Source organism: Nonomuraea sp. NPDC050227, assembly GCF_044459705.1.
Lineage (GTDB): Bacteria > Actinomycetota > Actinomycetes > Streptosporangiales > Streptosporangiaceae > Nonomuraea.
The window spans coordinates 191270-214708 of the sequence record NZ_JBITJF010000005.1; the positions used below are offsets into that span (position 1 = coordinate 191270).

The window sequence follows — 23439 nt, forward strand, 5'->3', positions numbered from 1 at the left end:
GGGGGTTCTCCTAGGTGAGGAAGTTCTTGAGCTCGAAGACGAGCTTGCGGACGTGGCCGGAGAGCACGGGGGTGCCCAGGTCCTTGAGTTTCTGGCGGTACCACGGGTCGACGCTCTGGTGGCCGGAGCTGTTGACCGAGCCGACGGGGATGAACTTGACCCCCGAGCGGTGGATCGACCCGAAGTCGTTGATCAGCGAGCGGTTGTCGTAGAAGTCGGAGATCCACACCATCACGGTGTTGCGCGGATCGGCGATCTTCGGCCTGGCCAGGGCCATCGCGGCCGTGCCGTCGGTGCCGCCGCCGAGCGTCGTGCGCAGCAGCACCTCGAACGGGTCGTGCACCCACGGCGTCAGGTCGAGCGCGCGGGTGTCGTACGCGACGAGGTGCACGTCGACCTTGGGCAGGCCGGCGAAGATCGAGGCCAGGATGGTGCAGTTGACCATCGCGTCGACCATCGAGCCCGACTGGTCGACGACCACGATGAGCCGGGCCGGCGTGGTGCGGCGGGCCGTCTGCCGGTAGTAGAGCCGGTCGACGTAGAGCCGCTGGTCTTCAGGGCTCCAGTTGGTGAGGTTCTTCCAGATCGTGCGCTCGATGTCGAGGTTGCGGAAGACCCGCTTCGGCGGGACCGACCGGTCGATGACGCCCACGCTGGTCTTCTCCACCTGCGTGCGCAGCACCTCGGCGACCTCGTCGACGAACCTGCGGATGAGCGCCTTGGCGTTGGCGAGGGCGACGCCGGACAGGTTGGACTTGTCGCGCAGCAGCTGCTCGATGAGCGACATGCTGGGCGTGAGCTGCCTGGCCAGAGCCGGGTCGGCGAGCACCTCGCGCAGCCGCATGCGCTTGACCAGATCGCCCTCGATCATGGCGAGGACGGCGGCCAGCTCGTCGTTGCCCGGCCCGTTCCGCAGGCCGCCGGGCTCGCAGCCCATGCCCTTCTCGAACCAGGCGGCGTCCTGCTTCCAGCGGGCCAGGTCGCCCGCCGTGACGTCGCCCGTGCCGGTGGAGAACACGTTGAGCAGCAGCTTGGAGACCAGCGCGGCGCGGCGCACCTCGCCGCCCTCCTCGTGCTCCTTGTCGGCCATCAGGTCCTGGAGCTCGGCGCCCAGCTCGGGGAAGCGCTGGACGAGCGTGTCCACCGAGACGCCGGGGTCGAGCAGCGCGGGCGGCAGCTCCAGGTCGCCGACGATGCCCATGCTGGCCGTCTCCAGCGCGGGCTGCTCGTCGGCCGAGAACAGCCGCGACATGAGCCGCCAGTACAGCACTTGGCGCCGGGTCTCGTCGGCGCTCGTGGTCGAGTCGGTCATTTCCGCAGCAGCCGTCCTGCCCGTTCGCGCAGCACGGCGACCACGTCGCCGGCCTTGGCCTCGGCCTTGACGACCTTGGGGTCGGTGGGGCCGTTCGCCCAGTCGCCGTTGTGCACGGTGACCGGCTTCTTCTTGACCGTGGCCTGGACGGCCAGCGGCTGCAGCAGCCACCTGCCGCCGTCGCGGCGCACCAGCCCGACGCACGCCGAGGACGCGGCCACCAGCTCCGGCGTGAGCGGGCAGCTCGCCGGGAGCCGGTCGAGGTCGAGGGCGAGCTTGTTGCCGCCCAGGTCGAGGGTGTGCCCGTCGACCGTGTACCCCTCGACCAGCACCGGCTCGGCGATGCGCACGGGGTGGCGGTCGAGCGGCGGCGTGGCCGGGGCCAGCGCGCCCGCGAGCTGCACCCGCGCGGTGGTGAACGGGTCGGCCTCGGCGCCGGTGCGGGCGCGGTCGTCGTGCCACAGCAGGTCGCCGCCGGGCAGCAGCGGCATGCCGTCGATCTCCACGGACCGGTGGTCGGCCAGCGCGCCCATGAGCACGGGCCGGCCGCCGAACAGCCGCCACACCGACGGGCCCACGATGGTGTCGACCTTGGCCGCCGCGACGCTCGTGCGCACCAGCCGGGTCTGGCCGCCGGCCTCCTCCAGAACGCCGTGCACCTGCACCCGGACGACCGTGGCGTGCTCGTGCACGTCGGCGCCGAGGATGAGCAGCCGCCCCGACACCGGCTCGGGCACGCCGTGCCACGGCCCGGACTGGGCCAGCAGCAGCCCGCGCGTCCACAGGTCGGCCCACCGCCTGAGCGGCAGCCGGTCCATCGTCGCCACCGGGGACGAGGCCCGCAGCTCGGTCGCCAGCCCGTCGAGCAGCACGGCGAGCCCGCGCAGCTCGGGCACCCCGAGCAGCGCCTCGATCGCCTGGTCGGCGCCGGAGACGAGGTCGTCGTCGACGCCCCGCCAGCCGGTGATCGCCAGCTCCCGCAACCAGACCCGGCACCCGGCCAGCAGGTTCTCCGGCACGCCGCCGGCCGCCGCCCCGCCGCCCACGGACGCCGCCCCTGTTGTGGCGTCCGTGGCGGCGGCCGGCGGCCAGGGTGCGCGGCTGCGGCCCAGAGCCTGGTCGAGGCGGGCGAGCAGGGCGTCGTGCACCGCGCCGAACAGCGCGGCCCGCCCGCCGGCCAGCGCGGCGAGGTGCTCGTCGGCGACCGACCCCGCGGTCACCTTCTCCACCGCCTCGCCCAGCCGGTCGCCGAGCGGGGAGCCCGCGAGCGCGCCGGCCAGCGCGGCCAGCGCCGCGGCCGGCTCCTCGGCGACCCTGGCGAACCCGTGCCCGAGCGCGCCGTCGAACCCCGTGGCGAGCGCGAGCGCCTCCGCGACCCCGGCCGGCCCGTCGCCGGCCAGCTCCCCGAGCTGTACGTCGAGCATCAGCCCACCTTTCCCGTCTCGGGCCCCGTCGCCGGGAACCAGTGGAGCTCGGCCAGCGGCTCGGTGCTGTCGGGCACCTCCAGGTAGGCCAGGTGGCGCAGGAACCGGCTGAACACCACGGCCGCCGGGGTGCGCTGGGGGGTGCCGTTCAGCGCGCTCATCAGGTGGCCGCCCTCGGGCACCTCGACGCGCAGGTAGCGGGCCACCCGGTCGAGGCCGTACTGGAGCACGGCCTCGTCGGCCAGCATGCGGATGTGCTTGCAGGCGTAGCCGTGCAGCGCGCCGCACGGGCGGTTGTTGTTGGTGCTGCAGCTCAGGTCGTGGGTGCCGGCGGCGATCGAGGAGACGTAGACCCGCTCGATGTCGGACCCGCTCGACACGACCCCCTGCAACCTGCCGTCAGCCAGCTCGACGAAGGGCACCTTCGCCAGCTTGCGCGGCTGGACCGGCGGCACCACCCGCACGACGCTGCGCTGCTCCCACGCGGTTTCGTCCGCGTCCAAGGTCTCGACCTCCAGTCTGACGGCATGCTCGCGCCGACAGCCAACTCCGATGGGCTTGATCAACAGACCCGGAAATCTACCGGAGGCCACCGACAGACCGGACGTGAACGATCATTCACATGGAGGTCGAGCACGCCGGAGGCCGTGCGCGGGCTCGCACCCCGCGCACGGCCTCCGCCGCTCAGGAGGTGGCGGCCGCCCAGGTGGGGTGGTCGCCGGGGCCGAGCTCCACGAAGCCGGGCAGCTCGCGCAGCGCCAGCTCGGCCCCGCCCGGCGTGTACGTCGCGATGATCCGCAGCGGCCGCCAGCCGGTGTTGAAGGTGGAGTGCAGCGTGCCCTTCGGGATGTAGATCGCCTCACCGGCCCTGACCGGGAACTCCGGGTCGTCGCCGACGGTCTGCCGCCCCTCGCCCTCGATGACGTAGAGGACCTCGTCGGAGTCGGGGTGCAGGTGGCGTTCGTGGCCCTTGTTCGGGTTGATGACGACCTCGCCGAACGTGGAGGACGCGCCCGGCACGGCGTCGGGCGTCACGTGCCATTTGATGGCCCCCCAGTCGAAGATCATCGTGGACAGGGCGTCCGGTCGTCGGTGCATGGCGGGTTCCTCCCGGTCAGAGCTGCTTGAAGGCGCGGACCTGTTCGGCGATGGCCCGCTCGGCGGGCAGGCGTTCCATCGAGGACGCGCCGAAGAACCCGGCGACGCCGACCGTGCGCTGCTGGATGTGGCGCACGTCGTCGGGCTCGGCGATGGGGCCGCCGTGGCACAGCACGATGACGTCGGGGTTGACGGCGACGGCGGCGTCGCGCATCTCCTGGACGCGCACGGCCGCCTCGTCGAGGCCGATCGCGGTGACGGCGCCGATGCTGCCCTTGGTGGTCAGGCCCATGTGCGGGACGAGGATGTCGGCGCCCGCCCGCGCCATGGCCGTGGCCTGCTCGGGGGTGAACACGTAGGGGGCGGTGAGCAGGTCGCGCTCGGCGGCCAGCCTGATCATCTCCACCTCCAGGTCGAAGCCCATGCCGGTCTCCTCCAGGTTCGCCCGGAAGACACCGTCGATCAGGCCGACCGTCGGGAAGTTCTGGACGCCGGTGAAGCCCATGTCCTTCAGCTCGTCCAGGAAGCGCGGCATCAGCCGGAACGGGTCGGTCCCGCACACCCCGGCCAGCACCGGCGTGTCCTTGACGACCGGCAGGACCTCCCCCGCCATCTCCACGACGATCGCGTTGGCGTCGCCGTACGGCATCAGGCCGGCGAGCGAGCCGCGGCCGGCCATCCGGAACCGCCCGGAGTTGTAGATGATGAGCAGATCGACCCCGCCCGCCTCGGCGGACTTGGCCGACAGCCCGGTGCCCGCGCCGCCGCCGATGATCAGCCGGCCCGCCTCCCGCTCGGCGCGCAACCTCCGTAGTGCCTCGTCGCGTCGCATCAAGCCCCCTTCTCGATCAGCCGGTGCAGCCGGTCGGCGGCCGCCACGGCGAACTGCGCGTCGTTGATGTCCTGGTCGCTCTGCACGACCTCGACGGCGGTGCCCGCGACGGCCGCGAGCACGGCGTCGAAGCAGGCCGCGTCGGCCGCCGGGTCGCGGAACGGGCCGCCCTCGACGTCGACGGCCGAGACGCCGCCGCGCGGCACGAACAGCGTGACCGGCCCGGAAGCGCGGGCCAGCCGCTCGCCGATCGCCCGCCCGATCTCGGCGTTCTCGGCCGGAGTGGTGCGCATGAGCGTCACCGTCGGGTTGTGCACCAGGAGCTGCCGTGACCTGAACCGTTCCGGCACGGTCTCCATCGGGCCGAAGTTGACCATGTCGACGGCGCCCAGGCTGACGACCTGCGGGATGCCGGCCCGCCCGGCGGCGGTCAGGCGGTCGGGGCCGGCCGACAACACGCCGCCGACGAGCTCGTCGGCCAGCTCGGTGGTGGTCAGGTCGAGCACCCCGGCGAAGTGGCCGCCGGCCGCCAGCGCCTCCATGGCCCGGCCGCCCGAGCCGGTGGCGTGGAAGACCAGCACCTCGTAGCCCAGGGACTCCAGCCGGGCCCGCGCGGCGTCGACGGCGGGCGTGGTGACGCCGAACATCGTGGCCGCGACCAGCGGTTTGTCCTCCCCGGACGGCTCGGCGCCGGCGTCGTAGGAGGCGGCCATCGCGCTGATCGCGGCGGCGGCGTTGGTCAGGATGCGGCGGGAGACGGAGTTGACGCCCGCGACGTCGACGACGCTGTACATGAGCGTCACGTCAGTCTCCCCGACGTAGGCCGAGACGTCGCCGCTGACCATGGTCGAGACGAGCAGCTTGGGCAGGCCGACGGGCAGCGCCCGCATGACGGCGGCGGCGATGGAGGAGCCGCCGCTGCCGCCGAGCGCGAGCACGCCGCTCAGCTCGCCGCGGGCGTGCAGGTCCTTGGCCAGGGCGGTGGCCCCGGCCGCCATGGCCGCGAGCGCGGCGCCGCGGTCGCCGGCGCTCCTGAGCCGGTCGAGGCCGGTGCCCGCGGCCCGCGCGACGGCCTCGGCGGGGACGTCGGCGGCCAGCGCCGGGGCGCCCATGACGCCGGTGTCCATGAGGACGACACCCTGGCCGGCCCGGATGATCAGGTCGCGGACGAGGGCGTACTCCTCCCCCTTGGTGTCGAGGGTGCCCAGCAGCAAGACCGCCATGTCAGACCTCCTACGATCGGCCTTCCGACCTTACCCCGGCGATCTCCGCGTGGCGGATGCCCAGCACGTCCACGCCGTGCTCGGACAGCGGGCGGGAGCCGAAGATGCGGCGTTCCTCCTCGGTGATGGCGACGTCGTTGATGCTGGCCTCCCGGCGGCGCATCAGCCCCGAGGCGTCGAACTCCCACTGCTCGTTGCCGTAGCTGCGCCACCACTGGCCGGCGGCGTCGCGGGACTCGTACTGGAAGCGGACGGCGATGCGGTCGCCGGTGACCGCCCACAGCTCCTTGCGCAGGGCGTAGTCCAGCTCGCGGGCCCACTTGCGGCGCAGGAACTCCGCGATCTCGGCGCGGCCGGTGACGAACTCGCCGCGGTTGCGCCACACGGAGTCCTCGGTGTAGGCGAGCGCGACACGGTCGGGGTCGCGGGTGTTCCAGGCGTCCTCGGCGGCCTGGACCTTGATCCGGGCGGTCTCCTCGGTGAACGGCGGGACGGGCGGGCGGGTCATGGGCTGTCCTCTCCGATCGAGAGAACGGGCGTTCTCCCGGGTTGTGCGCTAGCGTAGAGAACGATCGTTCTCCGCGGCAAGCACCTGGAGGGGTGTCATGGATCACGAGCAGCGGCTGCTGGACGCCGCGGGCGACCTGTTCTACCGCCGCGGCGTGCAGGCGGTCGGCATGGACGAGATCCGGGCCGCCTCCGGCGTCTCGCTGAAACGCCTCTACCAGTGTTTCCCGTCGAAGGAGGCGCTGGTCGTGGCCTATCTGCGGCGGCGCGACGAACGCTGGATGGCCTCGCTCACCGCGTACGTGGCCGACGCCGGCGACCGCATCCCGGCGGTCTTCGCGTGGCTGGAACGCTGGTTCGCCGAGGACGACTTCCGCGGCTGCGGGTTCGCCAACGCCTTCGCCGAGCTGGGCGCCGGTTCGGCCGCCGTCCGCGCGGCGGTGCGCGAGCACAAGGAGCGCCTGCGCGCCTACCTGCGCTCGCTCGCCGAGGAGGCGGGAGCCGGGGACCCCGGCCTGCTCGCCGAGCAGTTGCTCACCCTGATCGACGGCGCCACGGTCACCGCGATGATCTCCGAGGAGCCGGGCGCGGCCCGCTCGGCCGGGCAGGCCGCGGCGGTCCTGGTCCACCGGCACCGGCGGCCCTGAAACGCGAAAGAGCGCACTCCCCGTCCCGAAACGCGAAAGAGCGCACTCCCCGTCCCGAAACGCGAAAGAGCGCACTCCCCGCGGGGAGTGCGCTCTTCGCTTGGCAGGATCAGGCGGCGTACGACGGGTAGCCGTAGCCGACGACCTGGGAGGTCGGGCGGACGCGCTGCTCGACCTTGCCGTTGCCGGTGTTGCCCTCGATCGTGGAGATCGTGCCGTCGCCGTTGTCCTTGACGACGAAGCCGACGTGCTGGATGTCGCTCAGGCTCTTGCTGCCGCTCCAGGAGAAGAAGACGACGGCGCCCGGCTTGGCCTCGGTGCCCCAGCGGTTGTTGGCGGCGAACCACTTGGCGTGGGTCACGGTGTAGGCGTCCCAGCCGACCTGCGGGCGGGCGCCGGTCTGCTCGCCGACCCAGGAGACGAACATCGAGCACCAGGGGGCGTTCAGGTACATGGCGCGGTTGCCGCCGTCACGCGCGGCGGTCTCGGCGGCGCGCTGCGAGTCGGCGTACCACTTCTGGAACTTGGTGCCGCCGCCGTTGGCGTCCTCGGAGGTGCCGACCTGGGCGCGGGCCGTGGCCAGCACCTGGGCGGCGGTGACGTTGACCTTGCCCTTGGCGCTCTCGTCGGCGGCGCGGTGCTGCGCGACGAGCGGCTGGGCGGCCACGCCGGCGACCTTGGCGGTCTGGGTGGCGGTGTGGGCGGTGGCGTGGGTGGTGTCGGCGTTCACTGCCGCGTGCGTGCCGAGCACGCCGGCGACGGCGGTCGCGCCGAGAGCGATCTTGGCGAGGTCGAGCTTGAAGGCACGGTGAAGACGGTGCTTGGCCATGAGGGTGTTACTCCTTGAGCTTCCGTGCCGCTTGCCGGGTTAGCTGACGGGTTCGGGCGGGAAGCTGCCCTACGGCACCACGGTGCCGATTCACCCCATTGGACACATGGGTCCCCGGTTCCGCGCACAGGCGGATTCAGCGGTCTCTTGGTCAGGCAAAGGGCTGACGCATCGTCTTCCCGGGCCCGGGAAAGGGCCTGAAGGCATATGTGCGACGCCCGGATGCGGGGATTTCCGCATCGACTCTGTACAACACGGGTCCCGCTTGGGTAATTCCCAGGCAATGCCATCCCTACCTGGGACGACTCCCCGTTCGGCTGTGTACAACCAAGCTACCCGGCGAGTAATTCCCAGGCAAATGGAGGCAATGAATTCGACGCTGCGTGGGAGAAACGCTACGCACCGAATCGGTTCACGCCACGTGCGCCTTTATCGCCACACTCGTGAGCGCCAGCAACAATTCCAGATCGGGCTCGGCGTCGACCTGTACGGCGACCCAGGCGCGGTCGCGGCAGGCATGGACCTGGTCGCACGCCCGCAGGTGCGGCTCCAGGCGGCCGATGGCGGGGGCGGTGAGCCGTACGTGGATCTCGTCCCGGCCGGCCAGGCGCAGGATCTCGGTTCCGTGTACGGCGAAGGTGACCTGCTGACCGGTGCCGCTGACGTTCAGCGACGGCCAGGACCGTAACTCCGCGACCGCGCGGACCACGTAGGGCCCGCGTCGCGTGGGCGTCCGCCGCCAGGCGGAGATTCCTGCCACGCTCCAATGCTGAGCCACGGCTCACCCCGCCGTCAGCCCCCGTTCCTGAACCGTTATCCCCTCGTGAACGGGCGCGTCCGCGGTCTGACCGGCACGATTACGGACACCTGACCGATACGTATTGACGCTCCCCCAGGCAGAAGCTACCGTCGATTCACAACTTAAAGGAAACTTTCCTAATAGTTTCCCCAGAAGTCTCCCATCCCACTCCCCACACACCCCCCAACGGATGTCGGAGCGACATGAAACACACCATTCTGAGCAAGGTCCTGGCGGGAATGGCGGCGTTGGCCCTGCCCCTCACCGCGGCCGTGGCCGCCCCGGCGCTCGCCTCCGCCAGCACGGTGGCGTACGCGGCGGCCTGGGCCCCGTGGACCGCCTACACGGCGGGCACGGTCGTCACCTACAACGGCGTCGACTACGTCTGTCTCCAGGCGCACACCTCCCAGCCCGGCTGGGAGCCGCCGAACGTGGCGGCGCTGTGGAAGGTCTCCGGCGGCGGCGGCAGCGACACGACCGCGCCGTCCGTGCCGGGCAACCTGCGCTCGACCGGCGTCACGGACACGAGCGTGGCCCTGGCCTGGAACGCCTCCACCGACAACGTGGCCGTGACCGGCTACGAGGTCTACCGCGGCGGCACCCTGGTCACCACCGTCACGGGCACCACGTACAACGACACCGGCCTCACCGCGAACACGGCCTACAGCTACACCGTGCGCGCGCGTGACGCGGCCGGCAACCGTTCGGCCAACAGCAACCAGATCTCCGCGACGACCACCGGCGGCGGTGGCGGCGACGACAAGACCCCGCCGACGGTGCCCGGCAACCTGCGCTCGACCGGCGTCAGCAACAACAGCGTCTCGCTGGCCTGGAACGCCTCCACCGACAACGTGGCGGTCACCGGCTACGAGGTCTACCGCGGCGGCACCCTGGTCACCACCGTCACGGGCACGTCGTACAACGACACCGGCCTCAGCGCCAACACCTCCTACAACTACACCGTGCGGGCGCGTGACGCGGCGGGCAACCGCTCGGCCGACAGCAACCAGATCACCGCGACCACCACGGGCGGCGGCGGTGGCGGCGGCAACAAGGTGCTCGGCTACTTCGTCCAGTGGGGCATCTACCAGCGCGGCTACCACGTCAAGAACATCGACACCAGCGGCTCGGCGGCCAAGCTGACCCACATCAACTACGCGTTCGGCAACGTGCAGAACGGGCAGTGCACGATCGGCGACAGCTACGCCGACTACGACCGCTTCTACCAGGCGGGCGAGAGCGTCGACGGCGTCGCCGACACCTGGGACAACGGCGCGCTGCGCGGCAACTTCAACCAGCTGCGCAAGCTGAAGAAGAAGTACCCCAACCTGAAGGTGCTCTTCTCCTTCGGCGGCTGGACCTGGTCCGGCGGCTTCGGCCAGGCGGCGCAGAACCCGACGGCCTTCGCCGACTCCTGCTACAAGCTGGTGGAGGACCCCCGCTGGGCCGACGTCTTCGACGGCATCGACATCGACTGGGAGTACCCGAACGCCTGCGGCCTGACCTGTGACACCAGCGGCGCGGCGGCGTTCAAGAACGTGATGTCCGCGCTGCGCTCGCGCTTCGGCGCGAACAACCTGGTCACCGCGGCCATCACCGCCGACGGCAACGACGGCGGCAAGATCGACGCGGCCGACTACGGCGGCGCCGCCCAGTACGTCGACTGGTACAACGTCATGACGTACGACTTCTTCGGCGGCTGGGACGCGCAGGGCCCGACCGCCCCGCACTCCCCGCTCACCACCTGGGACAAGATCCCGATCCCCGGCTTCTACACCGACAACGCCATCCAGAAGCTCAAGAGCAAGGGCGTCCCGGCCGCCAAGCTGCTGCTCGGCATCGGCTTCTACGGCCGCGGCTGGACCGGCGTGACCCAGGCCGCGCCCGGCGGCACGGCGACCGGCCCGGCGCCCGGCACGTACGAGCAGGGCATCGAGGACTACAAGGTCATCAAGACCCGCTGCCCGTCCACCGGCACGGTCGCGGGCACGGCCTACGCCTACTGCGGCAACCAGTGGTGGAGCTACGACACGCCGAGCACCATCGGCGGCAAGATGAGCTACTCGAAGAACCAGGGCCTCGGCGGCGCGTTCTTCTGGGAGCTCAGCGGTGACACCACCAACGCCGAACTCCTCACGGCCATGAAGAACGGCCTCGGATAAGTTCCTCGGATAAGTTCGCACGTCAGGGGCCGGTCCCGGGTTTCGGGGCCGGCCCTTCGCCGTGCCCGGCGCGCCGCAGGAGGGAACACGGACGCCTTGGGAGAAGCTGGTCACCGGGGGTGAACGACGATTCTCTGGGGTGGCGGGCACAGGCGGCCCTTCTTCACGACACCGGTCTTCCTGGTCGGCCTGATCGGGATCACGGTGCTGGTGGTCGGGCTGGACAGGTTCACCGGCGGGGGCGCGGAGCTCGTGCCGGTGCTGATCTTCCTGCCCGCGATCGTGTCGGGGCTGGGCTCGGTGGTGCAGACGTCGATCGCGTCGGTGTGGGTGCTGGCGGTGGTGTCGGCCTCGGTCGCCTATTTGGGCGGCAGTCTGCGGACGAACCTGGAGGTCTCCGGCTTCACCGCGGCGTTCGGGCTGATGAGCGTGGTCGGCGCGAGCTACCGGATCCAGCGCGAGGAGGAGGTCCGCCGGTTGCGCTCGGCCGCCGCGGCGTTGCAGCGGCAGCTCGTCAGGCCGCTGCCGCTGCGCTCGCTCGACGTGGTCGTGGACGGCCTCTACCAGCCCATCGAGGAGGACACGATGGTGGGCGGCGACATGTACGAGGTGGCGCCGTCGCCGTACGGGACCCGGGTGATGATCGCCGACGTGCAGGGCAAGGGGCTGCCCGCGATCGGCGCCGCGCTGGCCGTGCTGGGCGCCTTCCGGGAGGCGGCCTACCGCGAGATCTCCCTCATGGGCGTGGCCGACGCCCTGGAGGACGCCGTGATCAGGCACAACAGGTTCGCCGCGCACACCGGCGAGCCCGAGCGGTTCGTCACCGCGCTGCTGCTGGACATCGGCCCGGAGCTGGAGGTGGACGCGGTCAACTGCGGGCACATCGCGCCGTACCTGATCCACGGCGGGAACGCCGGGCAGCTCTGGCTCGGCGAGCCGGAGGTGCCGCTCGGCCTGGCCGGGCTGGCGGGCGGGCCGCGGCACGGCGCGCGCTTCGCCTTCCCGCGCGGGGCCTCGCTGCTGCTGTGCACCGACGGCGTGACCGAGGCCCGCGATCGCGACGGCTCCTTCTACCCGCTGGAGCAACGGCTGCGCTCCTGGGCCCGCGACCCGCCGGCCAGGACCGTCGAGGCCCTGGCCGCCGACCTGAACGCCTTCACGCACGGGGCGCCGCGCGACGACATCGCGGTGCTCATCCTGCGCCGGACCGGATCGTGACCGCCCGAACGACCGGACGGCAACTATTAAGAAAGTTTCCTAACAGAACGCATTGACGGCCCTGGTCACCAGGCTTACCTTCCGATCAACCCCCCAGTCATGCCCCATCGGAGGTGGCCTTGAAGCCCACACGCCTACGCGCGGCCCTGGCCGCGTGCGGCACCTCACTGGTCCTCATCGCGGGAGCCCTGGCCGGTACGGCCACCGCCGCGGCCGACAACGCCGCCTGCCGCCCGGACGGCCTCTACCAGACCCCCGGCGTGGACGTCCCCTACTGCCTGGCCTACGACGAGGACGGCCGGGAGAAGATGGGGGCCGACCACCCCCGCCGCATCATCGGCTACTTCACCAGCTGGCGCACCGGCAAGGACGGCCGGCCCGCCTACCTGGCCGGCAACGTCCCGTGGGGCAAGGTCACCCACATCAACTACGCCTTCGCCCACGTCGACGGCAGCAACAAGATCGCCGTGGACGCCGACGCGACCGCGACCGAGTGGCCCGGCGTCGCCGGCGCCGAGATGGACCCGGCCTACGCCTACAAAGGCCACTTCAACCTGCTGAACAAGTACAAGAAGCAGTACCCCGGCACCAAGACGCTGGTGTCGGTCGGCGGCTGGGCCGAGACCGGCGGCTACTTCGACGCCAGCGGCGCCCGCGTGCCCTCCGGCGGCTTCTACTCGATGACCACCAACGCCGACGGCTCGGTCAACCAGGCCGGCATCGGCACGTTCGCCGACTCGGTCGTCGCGTTCGTGCGCGCGTACGGGTTCAACGGCGTGGACATCGACTACGAGTACCCGACCTCGATGAAGGACGCGGGGAACCCGCTCGACTGGACCATCGCCAACGCCCGCAGGTCGAGCCTGATGAAGGGCTACGCGGCCCTGATGAGGACGCTGCGCCAGAAGCTGGACACCGCGGCCGCCGCCGACGGCAGGTACTACATGCTGACCGTCGCCGCCCCCGCCTCCGGCTACCTGCTGCGCGGCATGGAGACCTTCCAGGTCACCCAGTACCTGGACTACGTCAACATCATGTCCTACGACCTGCACGGCGCCTGGAACGAGTTCGTCGGCCCCAACGCCGCCCTGTACGACGACGGCAAGGACGCCGAGCTGGCCAAGTGGGGCGTCTACACCGCCGCCCAGTACGGCGGCCTCGGCTACCTCAACACCGACTGGGCCTACCACTACTTCCGCGGCGCGATGCCGGCCGGCCGGATCAACATCGGCGTGCCGTACTACACGCGCGGCTGGAAGAACGTCAACGGCGGCGTGAACGGCCTGTGGGGCACCTCCAACGGCCCGAGCGGCAGCTGCCCGCAGGGCCTGACCACCTGCGGCGACGGCGCCCGCGGCATCGACAACCTGTGGCACGACGAGGAGAACGGCAAGGAGGTCGGCGCCGGCTCCAACCCCATGTGGCACGCCATGAACCTGGCCAAGGGCATCGCCGGCTCCTACGGCCCCGCCTACGGCCTGGACCCGGCGAGCGACCCCGAGGACCGGCTGACCGGCACCTACACCCGCAACTACAACGCCACCCTGACCGCCCCCTGGTTGTGGAACGCCACCAAGAAGGTGTTCCTGTCCACCGAGGACGACCAGTCGCTCGGCGCCAAGGCCGACTACATCAGGAACCAGGGCATCGGCGGCGTGATGATCTGGGAGCTGGCCGGCGACTACGCCTGGGACGCGGCCAAGGGCGAGTACTTCATGGGCCAGACCCTGACCGGCCTGCTCTACGACAAGCTCAGGACCGCCGCCCCGTACGGCGCGGCCAAGGCCAAGGTGGCCGTCCCCGCCGAGAAGGTGGACGTCACGATCGAGGCCACCGGCTTCCCCGCCGGCGACAGCAACTACCCGATCAACCCCAAGCTCGTCATCACCAACAAGACGCAGACCACCATCCCGGGCGGCGCGGAGTTCCAGTGGGACTACGCGACCTCCGCCCCGAACAACGCCAAGGACCAGTCGGGCTTCGGCCTGCGGGTGATCAGCAGTGAGCACACCGGCAACAACGTCGGCGGGCTCAAGGGCGACTTCCACCGGGTGTCGGTGAAGCTGCCCACCTGGCAGACGCTCGCCCCCGGCGCGTCGGTGACCCTCGACTACGTGTACTACCTGCCCGTCCCCGGCCAGGCGAACTACACGCTGACCTTCGGCGGCAGGACGTACGGGCTGGTCCAGGACCTGGCTCGGGGCGGCGTCGCGCCCAGCCCGAGCCCGACCCCGACCGTCACCCCGACCGGCGGCGCCTGCACCGCGCCCGCCTGGAGCGCGACGGCCGTCTACAACGGCGGCCAGCGCGTCTCGCACAAGGCCCACACGTGGGAGGCCAAGTGGTGGACGCAGGGCCAGGAGCCCGGCACCACCGGCGAGTGGGGCGTCTGGAAGGACGTCGGCGCCTGCTGAGGCGGCGCCGCCGGCCGGCGGGCGGGACGGTGCGCGTCCCGCCCGCCTCCGCCGGCGCGGGCCCTGCGGCGAGGTCAGGTACGCAACCACCTGGAGCAGCCTCTTGCGACGTGACCGTGGGCTACGGAAGGATCGCCAGATCGAGCCCCACCGGTATCCGTAACCCCATGCGTATACCGAGGCCCGTCACCCCCCCGCATGGACGACATGGAGAGGCTGTCGTGCAACCTCAGGAGAGCATCGAGCAGTTCGGCTACCGTCAGGAATTACGCCGCGGGGTCGGACTGACCGACCTCGTGTTCTACGGCCTGATCTTCATGGTGCCGATCGCGCCGTTCGCGATCTTCGGCCCGGTCTACAAGGCCTCGGGCGGCATGCCCGTCCTGGCGTACCTGGTGGGCATGGTCGCGATGTTGTTCACCGCGGCCTCCTACGCGCAGATGGTCAAGGCCTTCCCGCTGTCGGGGTCGGTCTACAACTACGCGGGCCGCGGCATCGCCCCGTCGGTCGGCTTCATGACCGGGTGGGCGATCCTGCTCGACTACCTGCTCGTGCCGAGCCTGCTCTACCTGGTCGCCTCGATCGCCATGAACGCCAGCGTGCCGGGGGTGCCGGTCTGGGGGTGGCTGCTCGTCTTCGTGGCCGTCAACACGGTGGTCAACCTGCGCGGCATCCGGATGACGATCACCCTCACCAAGGTGCTGATCACCTGTGAGCTGGTCGTGCTCGGCCTGTTCGTGCTGATCGGGATCTGGGCCCTGCTCCAGGGCGAGGGCCACGGGTTCAGCCTCTCACCGCTGTTCAACCCCGACACCTTCTCCTGGCCGGTGATCTTCGCCGCGGTCTCCGTCGCGGTGCTGTCCTTCCTCGGCTTCGACGGCATCAGCATGCTCGTCGAGGAGTCCGCGGGCGGCTCGGCCCAGGTGGCCCGGGCCATGCGGCTGGCGCTGATCCTGGCCGGGCTGCTGTTCGTGGCCCAGGTCTGGGTGGCCGCGCTGGTGGTGCCCGACCCGGCGGGCCTGCTGAACACCGGCTCGGAGACCGCCTTCTACGACGCCGCCGCCTCGGCGGGCGGCGAGTGGCTGCGGCACGTCACCTCGACGGCCACCGCCATCTCCTGGGGCTTCGCCGACACCCTGGTCGCCCAGGTCGCCGTCTCCCGCCTGCTGTACGCCATGGCCCGCGACCGGCAGCTGCCGGCCTTCCTCGCCAAGGTGTCGATCAAGCACTCGGTCCCGGCCAACGCCATCCTGCTCGTCTCGGCGCTGTCCGTCGGCATCGGCGTGTGGGCCTCGCAGCTCAAGGAGGGCGTCGGCCTGCTGAGCAGCCTGGTCAACATGGGCGGCCTGATCGCGTTCGTCGTGCTGCACGTGTCGGTGATCGTCCACTACCGGGTCCGGCAGCGCTCGTCCGACTTCTGGTCGCACCTGGTGGCGCCGCTGATCGGCATGGCGATCCTGATCTTCGTGATCGTCAACGCCAACATCCTGGCCCAGCGGGTGGGCCTGATCTGGCTCGCCGTCGGCGTCGTCGTCCTCGGCGTCCTGTACGCCCGCGGCCGCCGCCCGGTGCTGGACGGCGACGACAAGGCCGGCCTGACCGGGATCCGGTCGCCGTGACGCGGCCGCCGCTCCACCACGAGCTGTTCCTCATCGCTCACGACCAGTCCGGCAAGCCCCTGGTGCACCAGCACTCGATGGCGCTCGGGCTGGCCGGGGCGGTGCTGCTCGACCTGGCGCTGAGCGGGCGCGTCACGGTCGGGCAGGGCCGGATCACCGTCGTCGACCCCACCCCGGTCGGCGACGCGGTCGTGGATTCCCTGGTCCCGCTGATGGCCCGCGACCGGGCCGAGGGCGAGGCCAGGTTCTGGATCAAGAAGCTGGCCGAGGACGCCTACGACCGCACCCGGCAGAGCCTGGTCACCGCGGGCGTGCTGGTCATGGTGACCAGGCGGCGTATGGGCATGTTGCCGTACACGCGGTACCAGCTCGCCGACATCGCCTCGGTGGTGCGCGCCTCGGCCGGGGTGCGCTCGGCGGTGGAGGGCTGGAAGCAGCCCGACGGGCGTGGCGCGGCGCTGTGCGGGCTGGTGGGGGCGCTGCGGCTGGAGGCCGAGCTCTACCTCGACCAGCCCTCGGCCCGGCTCGTCGAACGCCTGCGGGAGATCGCGGGCGAGCACTCCCCCGTCGTCAGGGAGGTCGTGCAGCTGATCGACGACATGCTCGGCGAGGCCGCGGTCGCGGTCTTCCGCTGACCGCGGCCCCCTTCCAGAGCCGCTGGTCAGCCGAACAGCTCGCGGATCTGGCCGACGACCTCCACGATCACCGACACCTCGGCGGCGCGGGCCGACAGCCGCTTGAGCGCGTCGAGGACGCGGGAGCGGTCGGGGTCGGCCTGCTCGATCTCCTGGCGCACGTCGGCGACGTCCCGGCGGGCCCGCGCGGGCTCGGTCACCTCCGCCTCGTGCTCGGCGAGCAGGCGTTCCAGCCGGTCGAGCAGCCGGGCCGCCTCGCCGGGGGCCGCGCCGCCCAGGTTGTTGACCGTGGCGCGGGAGTGCGGGCCCACCGCGATCGGGCCGCTCACCTCGCCGCCGCTGATGTGCACGCCGTACGAGCCCGGCGTGGGGGTCTGCTCGTTCGTCACGCGCCCTGCCCTCCCAGGTTGTTGACCGTCGCCGCGGCCTGGTGCCCGAAGGCGACCGGGCCGCTGACCGTAGCGCCGCCGCTGACCGACAGCGTGTTCATGGTCACGCTCGCCGCCTGCAACCGGTAGGCGCCGGTCTCCACGCCCTTGTCCTCCAGGAAGTCGAGGACCGCCTCGGTGAGCCGCTGCTCGATCATCCGCACGTACTTGGAGACGTCGAGGACCTGGATGTGGGTCTGCAGGTCGTCGCTGGCGCCCAGCTCCCGGACGCTGAAGCGGGCGCCGTAGGGGTAGACGATGTGCTTGCGCGGGTCGGGCGCCAGCATGTTCTGCCGGACGGCCTGCACCCCCGTACGGACGAGCCGGGCGGGCGCGGCCAGCACGTCGCGCAGCAGCCGCAGCTTCAACGACCTGACCGCCTCCCAGGCGATGCGGCCGCCGGTCATCGTGGGCAGCCGGTCGACCACGTGGTAGGGGCCGTGGGCGGGCGGGAGCACGGTGACCACGAACTGGGTGTAGAGCATCCGTCCCTCGACGGCCAGGTAGATGAACGCGGAGGTCAGCGCCTCCTGATCCTCGGCCGGCGCGACGAGCCGGCCGTTGCGGTCGCGGATCTCCTGCCCGGCGTTGTTGATCGTGACGCGCTGGTAGTAGCGCACGCCGCCCTGCGGATGGCGGACGATCGCCTCGATCTCCTCGGGCGTGGCGTGGGACCTGGGCAGGCCGTTCTTGCCGATCAGCGGATGGCACACCGGGGCGCCGCCCTCGTGCCAGTCGGCCACGGTGAAGATCCCCCTGGTGACGACGTGGTCGCCGATGTCGAGCCGCTGGATGCCCTCGTTGGGACGCAGCACCCGGTCGCGCATGTCCTTCAGCCGCTCGCGGACGAAGGCGTGCAGCTCGACGGGGTCGAGGTCGACCGGGTCGTCCTGGCGGCGCGGCGGACCCTCGCGGCCGCGCACCCGGTCGAGCTCGACGGCGATCGACCAGGTCCTGGCGATGGACCCGGCGCCCATGAAGGCGTCTTCGTTGGCGTACATGGTGATGTTGCCCCACTGGGCGCTGCGCACGTAGTCGACGCGATGGGCGGTGCGGGGGCCGGTCGCGCCGGTGACCGGCTCGGGCGCGCCCGGCCGCAGCGTGCCGGCCAGCGTCATGTACGTCGCGATCCGGTAGACCAGCGCCACCCCGAGCGTGGTGAAGGGCACGGCCATCGCCAGCGCCAGCGTGCCGAGCCCCTGACCGAGGACGTCGGCGACGCCGTAGGAGGGGCCGTCGTCGTAGAACGAGGAGCTGGACAGGCTCTGCAGCAGCAGCACGGACAGCGCGGTGGAGAACACCGCGGCCAGCAGGAGCAGGGCCATGTTCGCGGCCCAGAACCAGAGCATGGCCCGCAGCACGAGCGAGCCGCGCCGGACCCGCCCCGACGTGAGCAGCACCAGCGGGACGAGCGTCGCCACCCACGCGATCGTGGTCAGCGGGGAGATCACGAACCCGACGAGGAAGAACACGGTGATGAGCGCGTCGCGGACGACGAGCATCGAGCGCGAGCGCCGGCAGTGGTGGATCACCGGGACGAGGTCGAAGCCGCCGTAGGACGGGGGGACCGCGCGGTAGGGGTCGAACATCAGCTCGCCCAGCACCCGGTCGCGGAACCCGCTGTCGAGGTAGGCGGCGGCGCTGAGGTAGCGGGTGACGTTGCTCATGCGGGGCACGCCGGGGTGGGCCCTGGTGTCCCGCGTGGAGCCGGTGGCGCCGGAGCTGTCGACGGCCATGACCCTCCTTCGTCGGTGAACCCGGCCGAGCTTATGAGGGGCGAGTGCTTTGGGGGGCTCGTTGTTATCAAATAGTCTCGTTCACCGGAAGTGAAGCTCGGGACAAAAGCCCGATAAATTGAAATTCTTCCCTTTACGGAGCATTACGGGAGGGTGTATTGGTCCACCATTCAGGCGCCGGAGGGCGGTGCGGGCGATGCGGCAGCGACACCGGCGCCCTCACCCAGTGCCCCCGCTGCGGCGCCCTCCTCCCCGCCCCCACACCCCCCGCCTCCTCCCCCGCCGCCCCTGGTTCCCCGCCCGTGGTCTTCGGCACGCCGGGGGCCGGTGCCGGTGGTGTTGCGCCTGTGGTGCGCCCGTCCGGGGAGGGGTCGTTCGCCGGTCTCTCGCGGGGGTCGCTGGGGGACGATCATCCGCCGCCGCCCTCGCGGTCGCGTCCGCCGGGGTGGCGGCGGCCGGTGGTGCTGGTCAGCGTGGCGGCGGCGTGCGCGACGACGGCGCTGGTCTGGTGGGTGGCCGGGAGCCGCCCGTCCTCTCCGGCGGAGGCGGGCGGGCGCTCGGGCGGCGTGCCGTCGGCCGTCCAGCCGCAGACCTCGGACGAGGCGACGGAAGACCCGGCGACCGGGGACGCCACCCCCACCGGCGACCCGGCCGCGAGCACCGGCCCGACACCGAGCGCGGACCCCACGGCAGGTGCGGCCGGGCAGGCCGGGCGGGTGGACGAGCTGCTGTCCAGCAGCAGTTCCGCCCGTTCCAGCCTGTCGGCGGCGATCGCGGACGCGACCGGCTGCCGCCGGAGCGGCGTGACCACGATCGAGGACATCACCGCCGGCCGCCGCGACCAGCTCGCCGCCGCCCGGACGCTGGAGGTGACGGCCCTGCCCGAGGGCGCGGCACTGAAGCAGACGCTCATCACCGCACTCGACGCCTCCTACGACGCCGACACCGCCTTCCTCTCCTGGGCCCGGCGCCATCTGGCGGGCGGCTGCACCGGCCCGGTCTCGGACGACCGCGATTACCGGCGAGGTCTCAGCAGATCGGAGGCCGCGCAGACGGCGAAGGCGCAATTCGTGCAGGCGTGGCGGCCGATTGCGGAGACATATGGCCTGACAATATGGAAAGCCGACCAGATCTAGCCATATTGGCCCATAATTCAGCGTAAGCACCGAAATTCCGAGCGCCGATCGACGAGAGGCCGGCGACAGGTCTCGTCAGTGACACGAAGGAGTGCTGCGATGTTCCTGCCACGCCGGGTGTTCCGGCTGGCCGCGGGTGCGGCGGCCGGGTACCTGCTCGCCGTGCGCCCCTGGCACCTGCGCTGGGGCGCGACCGACAGAGAGGTGCACGAGGACCTGCCGGGTGACGACATCGTGCCGCTCCCCCAGCTCCAGGCCACCCGTGCCGTCACCGTGGACGCGCCGCCGCCGGTCGTGTGGGCCTGGGTGGTCCGGCTCGGCGGCTACCCGGGCCCGGGCGCCCGTCCCGGCACCCGTCCTGGCACCGGAACCGACGCGCGGGCGGAAGCCGCCGGCGAGCCCGCGCAGCCCCCGCACGACCTCAAGCCCGGCGACGTCATGGACGGCGGCGCCTTCGTCGTCGTGCGGATCGAGCCCCCGCACAGCCTCGTGCTGGCCGACCGCGGCGCCGACGCCACCACGACCTGCTCCATCGCGCTCCGCGACACCGGCGGCGGCACCCGGCTGATCTACCGGCTCCGGATGCGCGGCGAGCCCACCGTGCGCGGCGCCGCCCACGTCGCGATGACGGACGTCGGCGACTTCGTCGCGATGCGCAGGCAGTTCCTCGCCGTCAAGACCGGAGCCGAGTCGGCGAGGTGAGCCACTGAGCCGACCCAGTGACCCCAAGTGGCCGAACCGAGCAGGGCCGGGCAGGGGCTGAGGGCCGGGCAGGGGCAGGGCTGGGGGCCGGGTGGGCGGCCTGGTTCGGGTTCTTCGCCGCTGCCTTAGGGTTCATGCTGTGGATCAACGGGCAGCGAGCGCGACCGCCGAACGCGCATCCGCCGGCAAGCGTCCCTCACCCCGGCGGCGCAGGCGCTGGTTCGCCTGGACGGTGGTCGCGCTGCTGGCGGCCTGGGCGGCGCTGCGGGTCGGCGGCCTGGAGACCGGCTCCTTCCTCATCCAGCTCATGACGGTGACGCCGATCGGCGCGGGGCTGGCCGCGCTGACCGCGCTGCTGGCGGTGCTCAGGCGCAACCGCCCGGCGGGGCTGAGCGCGGCCGTCGTGGGCATGGTGTTCGTCGCGTGCCTGATCCCGCGGACGTCCGGGGTGGAGCCGGGCAAAGTGATCGAGGGCGTCCCGCTGCGGGTGTTGTCGGTCAACCTGTTCGGATGGGCCGACGCCGAGACCGTGGTCCGCCTGGTGCGCCTGTACGAGATCGATGTGTTCAGCGCGCTGGAGCTGACCCCCGACGCGGTCCGGCGGCTCGACCAGGCGGGGCTGCGCAAGCTGCTCCCCTACCGGGTGCTCCAGGCCGCGGACGGCGCGATCGGCAGCGGCCTGTTCGCCAGGCACCCGCTGCGGCCGCTGCGGGGGCTGTTCACCCCGATCGGCCACAACATGCCGGCCGCCACGCTGTCCCTGCCCTCGGGCGGCAAGGTCGAGGTCGTGGCGGTGCACCCCGACCCGCCGCTCGGCCGGATGGCGGCCGAGTGGGACGCCTCGCTCAAGGCGCTGCCGTCCCCGTCGCCGTCGGTGATCAGGATCCTGGCCGGCGACTTCAACGCCAGCCTCGACCATCGCGCCTTCCGCGACCTGCTGGCCAGGGGTTACGTCGACGCGGCCGACCAGGTGGGCAAGGGGCTCGTCCCGACCTGGCCCAACAACAGGGCGATGCCGCCGATCATCACGATCGACCACGTGCTGGCCGACCGCCGGGTGAACGTGGCCAGTACGGAGATCCTCGACGTGCCCGGCACCGACCACCGCGGCGTCTTCGCCGACCTGCGCGTGCCCGCCATCGGCTGACCCGCCGCTGCCTGCCCGGTCACCGCGCCTGCTGCCCGTGCAGCGTCCTGAGGGACGCCTTGAGCAGCTTGCCGGCGCCGTTCCGCGGCAGGCCGGGGACGAGCTCCAGATACCTCGGGATCTTGAAGCGGGCCAGGCGGCCGTCGAGGTGGGCGAGCAGTTCCCCGGGCTCCGCGCTCGCACCCGGCCGCAGCACGACCAGCGCCTTGCCGGTCTCCCCCCACTTCTCGTCCGGTACGCCGATCACCGCGCACTCGGCCACCGCCGGATGGGCGAGGAGCAGGTTCTCGATCTCGGCCGGGTAGACGTTCTCGCCGCCGGAGATGTACATGTCGCTGATCCGGTCGCGGATGCGGACGTACCCGCCCTCGTCGGCCACGCCGATGTCGCCGGACCTGAACCAGCCGTCGGCGGACAACACCTTCGCGGTCTCCTTCGGCCGCCGCCAGTAGCCGGGCATGACGTTGGGGCCCTGGACGTACACCTCGCCGGGCTCGCCGGGGGCGGCGGGCGAGCCGTCGGGGGCGACCAGCCGCACGTCGGAGAAGAAGCACGGCACCCCGGCCGAATCGAGCTCGGCGTCCGGGTGCCCCGCCCCGAGGAAGAGCGCGCCGGGGGAGGTCTCCGTCATGCCGTACCCCTGCAGGAACGGCAGCCCGCGCTCCCGGTACGTCCTGATCAGCGGCTCGGGCACCGGCGCTCCTCCGCACAGCAGGTGCCGCAGGCTGGACAGGTCGGCGCCGGCCCAGCGCGGCGACTGCGCGAGGGCCGCGAACATCGACGGCACGCCGAACATCATCGTGACCCGCTCGGACTCGACCAGGTCGAACGTCCTGTCCACCCGGAAGGACGGCTCCAGCAGCGCCCTGCCGCCCTTCAGCACGGTCGGCAGAAGCGTCTGCGCCAGGGCCGCGATGTGGCACAGCGGCGCGCTGACCAGCGTCACCTCGTCGTGCGCGAGCGGCACGTCGACCAGCAGGTTCACGGCGTTCCAGATGAGGTTGCCGTGGGTGAGCATCGCGCCCTTGGGGCGGCCGGTGGTGCCCGAGGTGTACATGATCAGGCAGAGGTCGTCCTGGCTCACCGGCTCGTCCACGGGGTCGGCGGGCGCGCCGGCGATCAGCTCCTCGAAGGCGTCCTGGCCCAGGTGCCGGCCGGGCAGGCCGCCGCCGTCCTGGCCTGCACCGAGGACGACGACGCGGGCGCCGGAGTCGTCCAGGAGGAAGCGCAGCTCGGGCGGGGCCAGCCGGGCGTTGAGCGGGACGAACACCGCGCCCAGCAGTCCGGCGGCGAAGAACGTCTCCACCAGGGACGGGTGGTTGGGCCCGAGATAGGCGATCCGGTCGCCACGGCCCACGTCCAGGCCGGTCAGCCCGTGGGCCAGGCGGGTGACCCGGTCGTACAGGTCGCCGTAGGTGCGGTCGATCCCCTGGTAACCGACGGCGGGCCGGGCGGGCGTCATCCGCGCCCTGCGTGCCGGCCATGACCCAAGCCCCTGATTCCGCATCGGCACTCCTTGACGGTCAGGACTCAAGGTAGGTCACCAAGCGCTTGCTGTCACCGGAATGCCA

At 71.7% G+C, this 23439-nt stretch carries 22 protein-coding genes and 1 riboswitch; of the genes, 9 read left to right on the forward strand and 13 right to left on the reverse strand.

Features of this window, described 5'->3' with window-relative positions:
• Positions 1-10: 10 nt before the first annotated feature.
• The 7 genes from ACIBK9_RS21175 to ACIBK9_RS21205 form a co-directional block, all read right to left on the reverse strand.
• Entirely contained in the window at positions 11-1312 is a 1302-nt protein-coding gene (locus tag ACIBK9_RS21175) for a VWA domain-containing protein (protein ID WP_358292376.1), read from the reverse strand.
• Entirely contained in the window at positions 1309-2736 is a 1428-nt protein-coding gene (locus ACIBK9_RS21180) for a hypothetical protein (RefSeq protein WP_397160447.1), read from the reverse strand. The genes ACIBK9_RS21175 and ACIBK9_RS21180 overlap by 4 nt, the downstream gene beginning before the upstream one ends.
• On the reverse strand, positions 2736-3239 hold the full coding sequence (locus tag ACIBK9_RS21185; RefSeq protein WP_397160448.1) for a hypothetical protein: 504 nt from the start codon (positions 3237-3239) through the stop codon (positions 2736-2738). The genes ACIBK9_RS21180 and ACIBK9_RS21185 overlap by 1 nt, the downstream gene beginning before the upstream one ends.
• A 181-nt stretch (positions 3240-3420) precedes the next feature.
• Positions 3421-3834 carry a cupin domain-containing protein gene (locus ACIBK9_RS21190; RefSeq protein WP_397160450.1) on the reverse strand — a complete coding sequence of 138 codons (414 nt, stop codon included), beginning with the start codon at positions 3832-3834 and terminating at the stop codon, positions 3421-3423.
• Positions 3835-3850: 16 nt separating this feature from the next.
• Entirely contained in the window at positions 3851-4666 is an 816-nt protein-coding gene (locus ACIBK9_RS21195) for a phosphoenolpyruvate hydrolase family protein (protein ID WP_397160452.1), read from the reverse strand.
• The gene (locus ACIBK9_RS21200) at positions 4666-5889 is read right to left on the reverse strand and encodes a Tm-1-like ATP-binding domain-containing protein (RefSeq protein WP_397160454.1); all 1224 of its coding nucleotides are present in this window, start codon (positions 5887-5889) and stop codon (positions 4666-4668) included. The genes ACIBK9_RS21195 and ACIBK9_RS21200 overlap by 1 nt, the downstream gene beginning before the upstream one ends.
• Before the next feature lie 10 nt (positions 5890-5899).
• Positions 5900-6397 carry a nuclear transport factor 2 family protein gene (locus ACIBK9_RS21205; RefSeq protein ID WP_358292360.1) on the reverse strand — a complete coding sequence of 166 codons (498 nt, stop codon included), beginning with the start codon at positions 6395-6397 and terminating at the stop codon, positions 5900-5902.
• 97 nt (positions 6398-6494) lie between these two features.
• On the opposite strand from ACIBK9_RS21205, the gene ACIBK9_RS21210 reads away from it, so the two are divergent.
• Positions 6495-7043 (forward strand): TetR/AcrR family transcriptional regulator, encoded by a 549-nt coding sequence (locus ACIBK9_RS21210; RefSeq protein WP_397160456.1) that lies wholly within the window; start codon positions 6495-6497, stop codon positions 7041-7043.
• A gap of 109 nt (positions 7044-7152) precedes the next feature.
• Here the strand turns inward: ACIBK9_RS21210 and ACIBK9_RS21215 are convergent, their stop codons facing one another.
• Together ACIBK9_RS21215 and ACIBK9_RS21220 are read right to left on the reverse strand one after the other, a co-directional pair.
• Entirely contained in the window at positions 7153-7872 is a 720-nt protein-coding gene (locus ACIBK9_RS21215) for a CHAP domain-containing protein (RefSeq protein ID WP_397160458.1), read from the reverse strand.
• 14 nt (positions 7873-7886) lie between these two features.
• A riboswitch (cyclic di-AMP (ydaO/yuaA leader) is annotated at positions 7887-8024 on the reverse strand.
• A gap of 260 nt (positions 8025-8284) precedes the next feature.
• On the reverse strand, positions 8285-8632 hold the full coding sequence (locus ACIBK9_RS21220) for a luciferase family protein (protein ID WP_397160460.1): 348 nt from the start codon (positions 8630-8632) through the stop codon (positions 8285-8287).
• A gap of 242 nt (positions 8633-8874) precedes the next feature.
• Between ACIBK9_RS21220 and ACIBK9_RS21225 the strand changes: the two genes are divergently transcribed.
• From ACIBK9_RS21225 to ACIBK9_RS21245, 5 genes are all read left to right on the forward strand, one after another.
• Entirely contained in the window at positions 8875-10833 is a 1959-nt protein-coding gene (locus ACIBK9_RS21225; RefSeq protein WP_397160461.1) for a glycosyl hydrolase family 18 protein, read from the forward strand.
• A 204-nt stretch (positions 10834-11037) separates the two neighbouring features.
• The gene (locus ACIBK9_RS21230) at positions 11038-12051 is read left to right on the forward strand and encodes a PP2C family protein-serine/threonine phosphatase (RefSeq protein WP_397160463.1); all 1014 of its coding nucleotides are present in this window, start codon (positions 11038-11040) and stop codon (positions 12049-12051) included.
• A gap of 119 nt (positions 12052-12170) precedes the next feature.
• Positions 12171-14465, forward strand: a complete 2295-nt coding sequence (locus ACIBK9_RS21235; RefSeq protein ID WP_397160465.1) for a chitinase C-terminal domain-containing protein — start codon at positions 12171-12173, stop codon at positions 14463-14465.
• A 221-nt stretch (positions 14466-14686) separates the two neighbouring features.
• Positions 14687-16084, forward strand: a complete 1398-nt coding sequence (locus ACIBK9_RS21240) for an APC family permease (RefSeq protein WP_397160467.1) — start codon at positions 14687-14689, stop codon at positions 16082-16084.
• Positions 16081-16719 carry a GPP34 family phosphoprotein gene (locus ACIBK9_RS21245; protein ID WP_397160469.1) on the forward strand — a complete coding sequence of 213 codons (639 nt, stop codon included), beginning with the start codon at positions 16081-16083 and terminating at the stop codon, positions 16717-16719. The genes ACIBK9_RS21240 and ACIBK9_RS21245 overlap by 4 nt, the downstream gene beginning before the upstream one ends.
• 26 nt (positions 16720-16745) lie before the next feature.
• On the opposite strand, the gene ACIBK9_RS21250 is transcribed toward ACIBK9_RS21245, so the two are convergent.
• From ACIBK9_RS21250 to ACIBK9_RS21260, 3 genes are all read right to left on the reverse strand, one after another.
• Entirely contained in the window at positions 16746-17108 is a 363-nt protein-coding gene (locus tag ACIBK9_RS21250) for a hypothetical protein (protein ID WP_397160471.1), read from the reverse strand.
• Positions 17105-18883 carry a hypothetical protein gene (locus ACIBK9_RS21255; RefSeq protein ID WP_397160472.1) on the reverse strand — a complete coding sequence of 593 codons (1779 nt, stop codon included), beginning with the start codon at positions 18881-18883 and terminating at the stop codon, positions 17105-17107. The genes ACIBK9_RS21250 and ACIBK9_RS21255 overlap by 4 nt, the downstream gene beginning before the upstream one ends.
• A gap of 409 nt (positions 18884-19292) precedes the next feature.
• Positions 19293-19694 carry a hypothetical protein gene (locus tag ACIBK9_RS21260; RefSeq protein ID WP_397160474.1) on the reverse strand — a complete coding sequence of 134 codons (402 nt, stop codon included), beginning with the start codon at positions 19692-19694 and terminating at the stop codon, positions 19293-19295.
• On the opposite strand from ACIBK9_RS21260, the gene ACIBK9_RS21265 reads away from it, so the two are divergent.
• From ACIBK9_RS21265 to ACIBK9_RS21275, 3 genes are all read left to right on the forward strand, one after another.
• Positions 19687-20019, forward strand: coding sequence for a hypothetical protein (locus ACIBK9_RS21265; RefSeq protein WP_397160475.1), 333 nt, complete (start codon positions 19687-19689; stop codon positions 20017-20019). The genes ACIBK9_RS21260 and ACIBK9_RS21265 overlap by 8 nt on opposite strands.
• A 99-nt stretch (positions 20020-20118) precedes the next feature.
• Positions 20119-20721, forward strand: a complete 603-nt coding sequence (locus ACIBK9_RS21270) for a hypothetical protein (RefSeq protein WP_397160477.1) — start codon at positions 20119-20121, stop codon at positions 20719-20721.
• 139 nt (positions 20722-20860) lie between these two features.
• Positions 20861-21868: an endonuclease/exonuclease/phosphatase family protein gene (locus ACIBK9_RS21275; protein ID WP_397160479.1), complete on the forward strand. Its 1008-nt coding sequence runs from the start codon at positions 20861-20863 to the stop codon at positions 21866-21868.
• 19 nt (positions 21869-21887) lie between these two features.
• Here ACIBK9_RS21275 and ACIBK9_RS21280 read toward each other — a convergent pair whose 3' ends face one another.
• Entirely contained in the window at positions 21888-23330 is a 1443-nt protein-coding gene (locus ACIBK9_RS21280) for a long-chain fatty acid--CoA ligase (RefSeq protein WP_397160481.1), read from the reverse strand.
• Between the last annotated feature and the right edge of the window lie 109 nt (positions 23331-23439).

Bases quoted from the DNA above. Each gene is read 5' to 3' on its own strand.
- ACIBK9_RS21190 (WP_397160450.1), bottom strand. From the start codon at position 3,834: ATGCACCGACGACCGGACGCCCTGTCCACGATGATCTTCGACTGGGGG.
- ACIBK9_RS21175 (WP_358292376.1), bottom strand. From the start codon at position 1,312: ATGACCGACTCGACCACGAGCGCCGACGAGACCCGGCGCCAAGTGCTG.
- ACIBK9_RS21195 (WP_397160452.1), bottom strand. From the start codon at position 4,666: ATGCGACGCGACGAGGCACTACGGAGGTTGCGCGCCGAGCGGGAGGCG.
- ACIBK9_RS21215 (WP_397160458.1), bottom strand. From the start codon at position 7,872: ATGGCCAAGCACCGTCTTCACCGTGCCTTCAAGCTCGACCTCGCCAAG.
- ACIBK9_RS21280 (WP_397160481.1), bottom strand. From the start codon at position 23,330: ATGACGCCCGCCCGGCCCGCCGTCGGTTACCAGGGGATCGACCGCACC.
- ACIBK9_RS21200 (WP_397160454.1), bottom strand. From the start codon at position 5,889: ATGGCGGTCTTGCTGCTGGGCACCCTCGACACCAAGGGGGAGGAGTAC.
- ACIBK9_RS21205 (WP_358292360.1), bottom strand. From the start codon at position 6,397: ATGACCCGCCCGCCCGTCCCGCCGTTCACCGAGGAGACCGCCCGGATC.
- ACIBK9_RS21180 (WP_397160447.1), bottom strand. From the start codon at position 2,736: ATGCTCGACGTACAGCTCGGGGAGCTGGCCGGCGACGGGCCGGCCGGG.
- ACIBK9_RS21270 (WP_397160477.1), top strand. From the start codon at position 20,119: ATGTTCCTGCCACGCCGGGTGTTCCGGCTGGCCGCGGGTGCGGCGGCC.
- ACIBK9_RS21255 (WP_397160472.1), bottom strand. From the start codon at position 18,883: ATGGCCGTCGACAGCTCCGGCGCCACCGGCTCCACGCGGGACACCAGG.
- ACIBK9_RS21225 (WP_397160461.1), top strand. From the start codon at position 8,875: ATGAAACACACCATTCTGAGCAAGGTCCTGGCGGGAATGGCGGCGTTG.
- ACIBK9_RS21210 (WP_397160456.1), top strand. From the start codon at position 6,495: ATGGATCACGAGCAGCGGCTGCTGGACGCCGCGGGCGACCTGTTCTAC.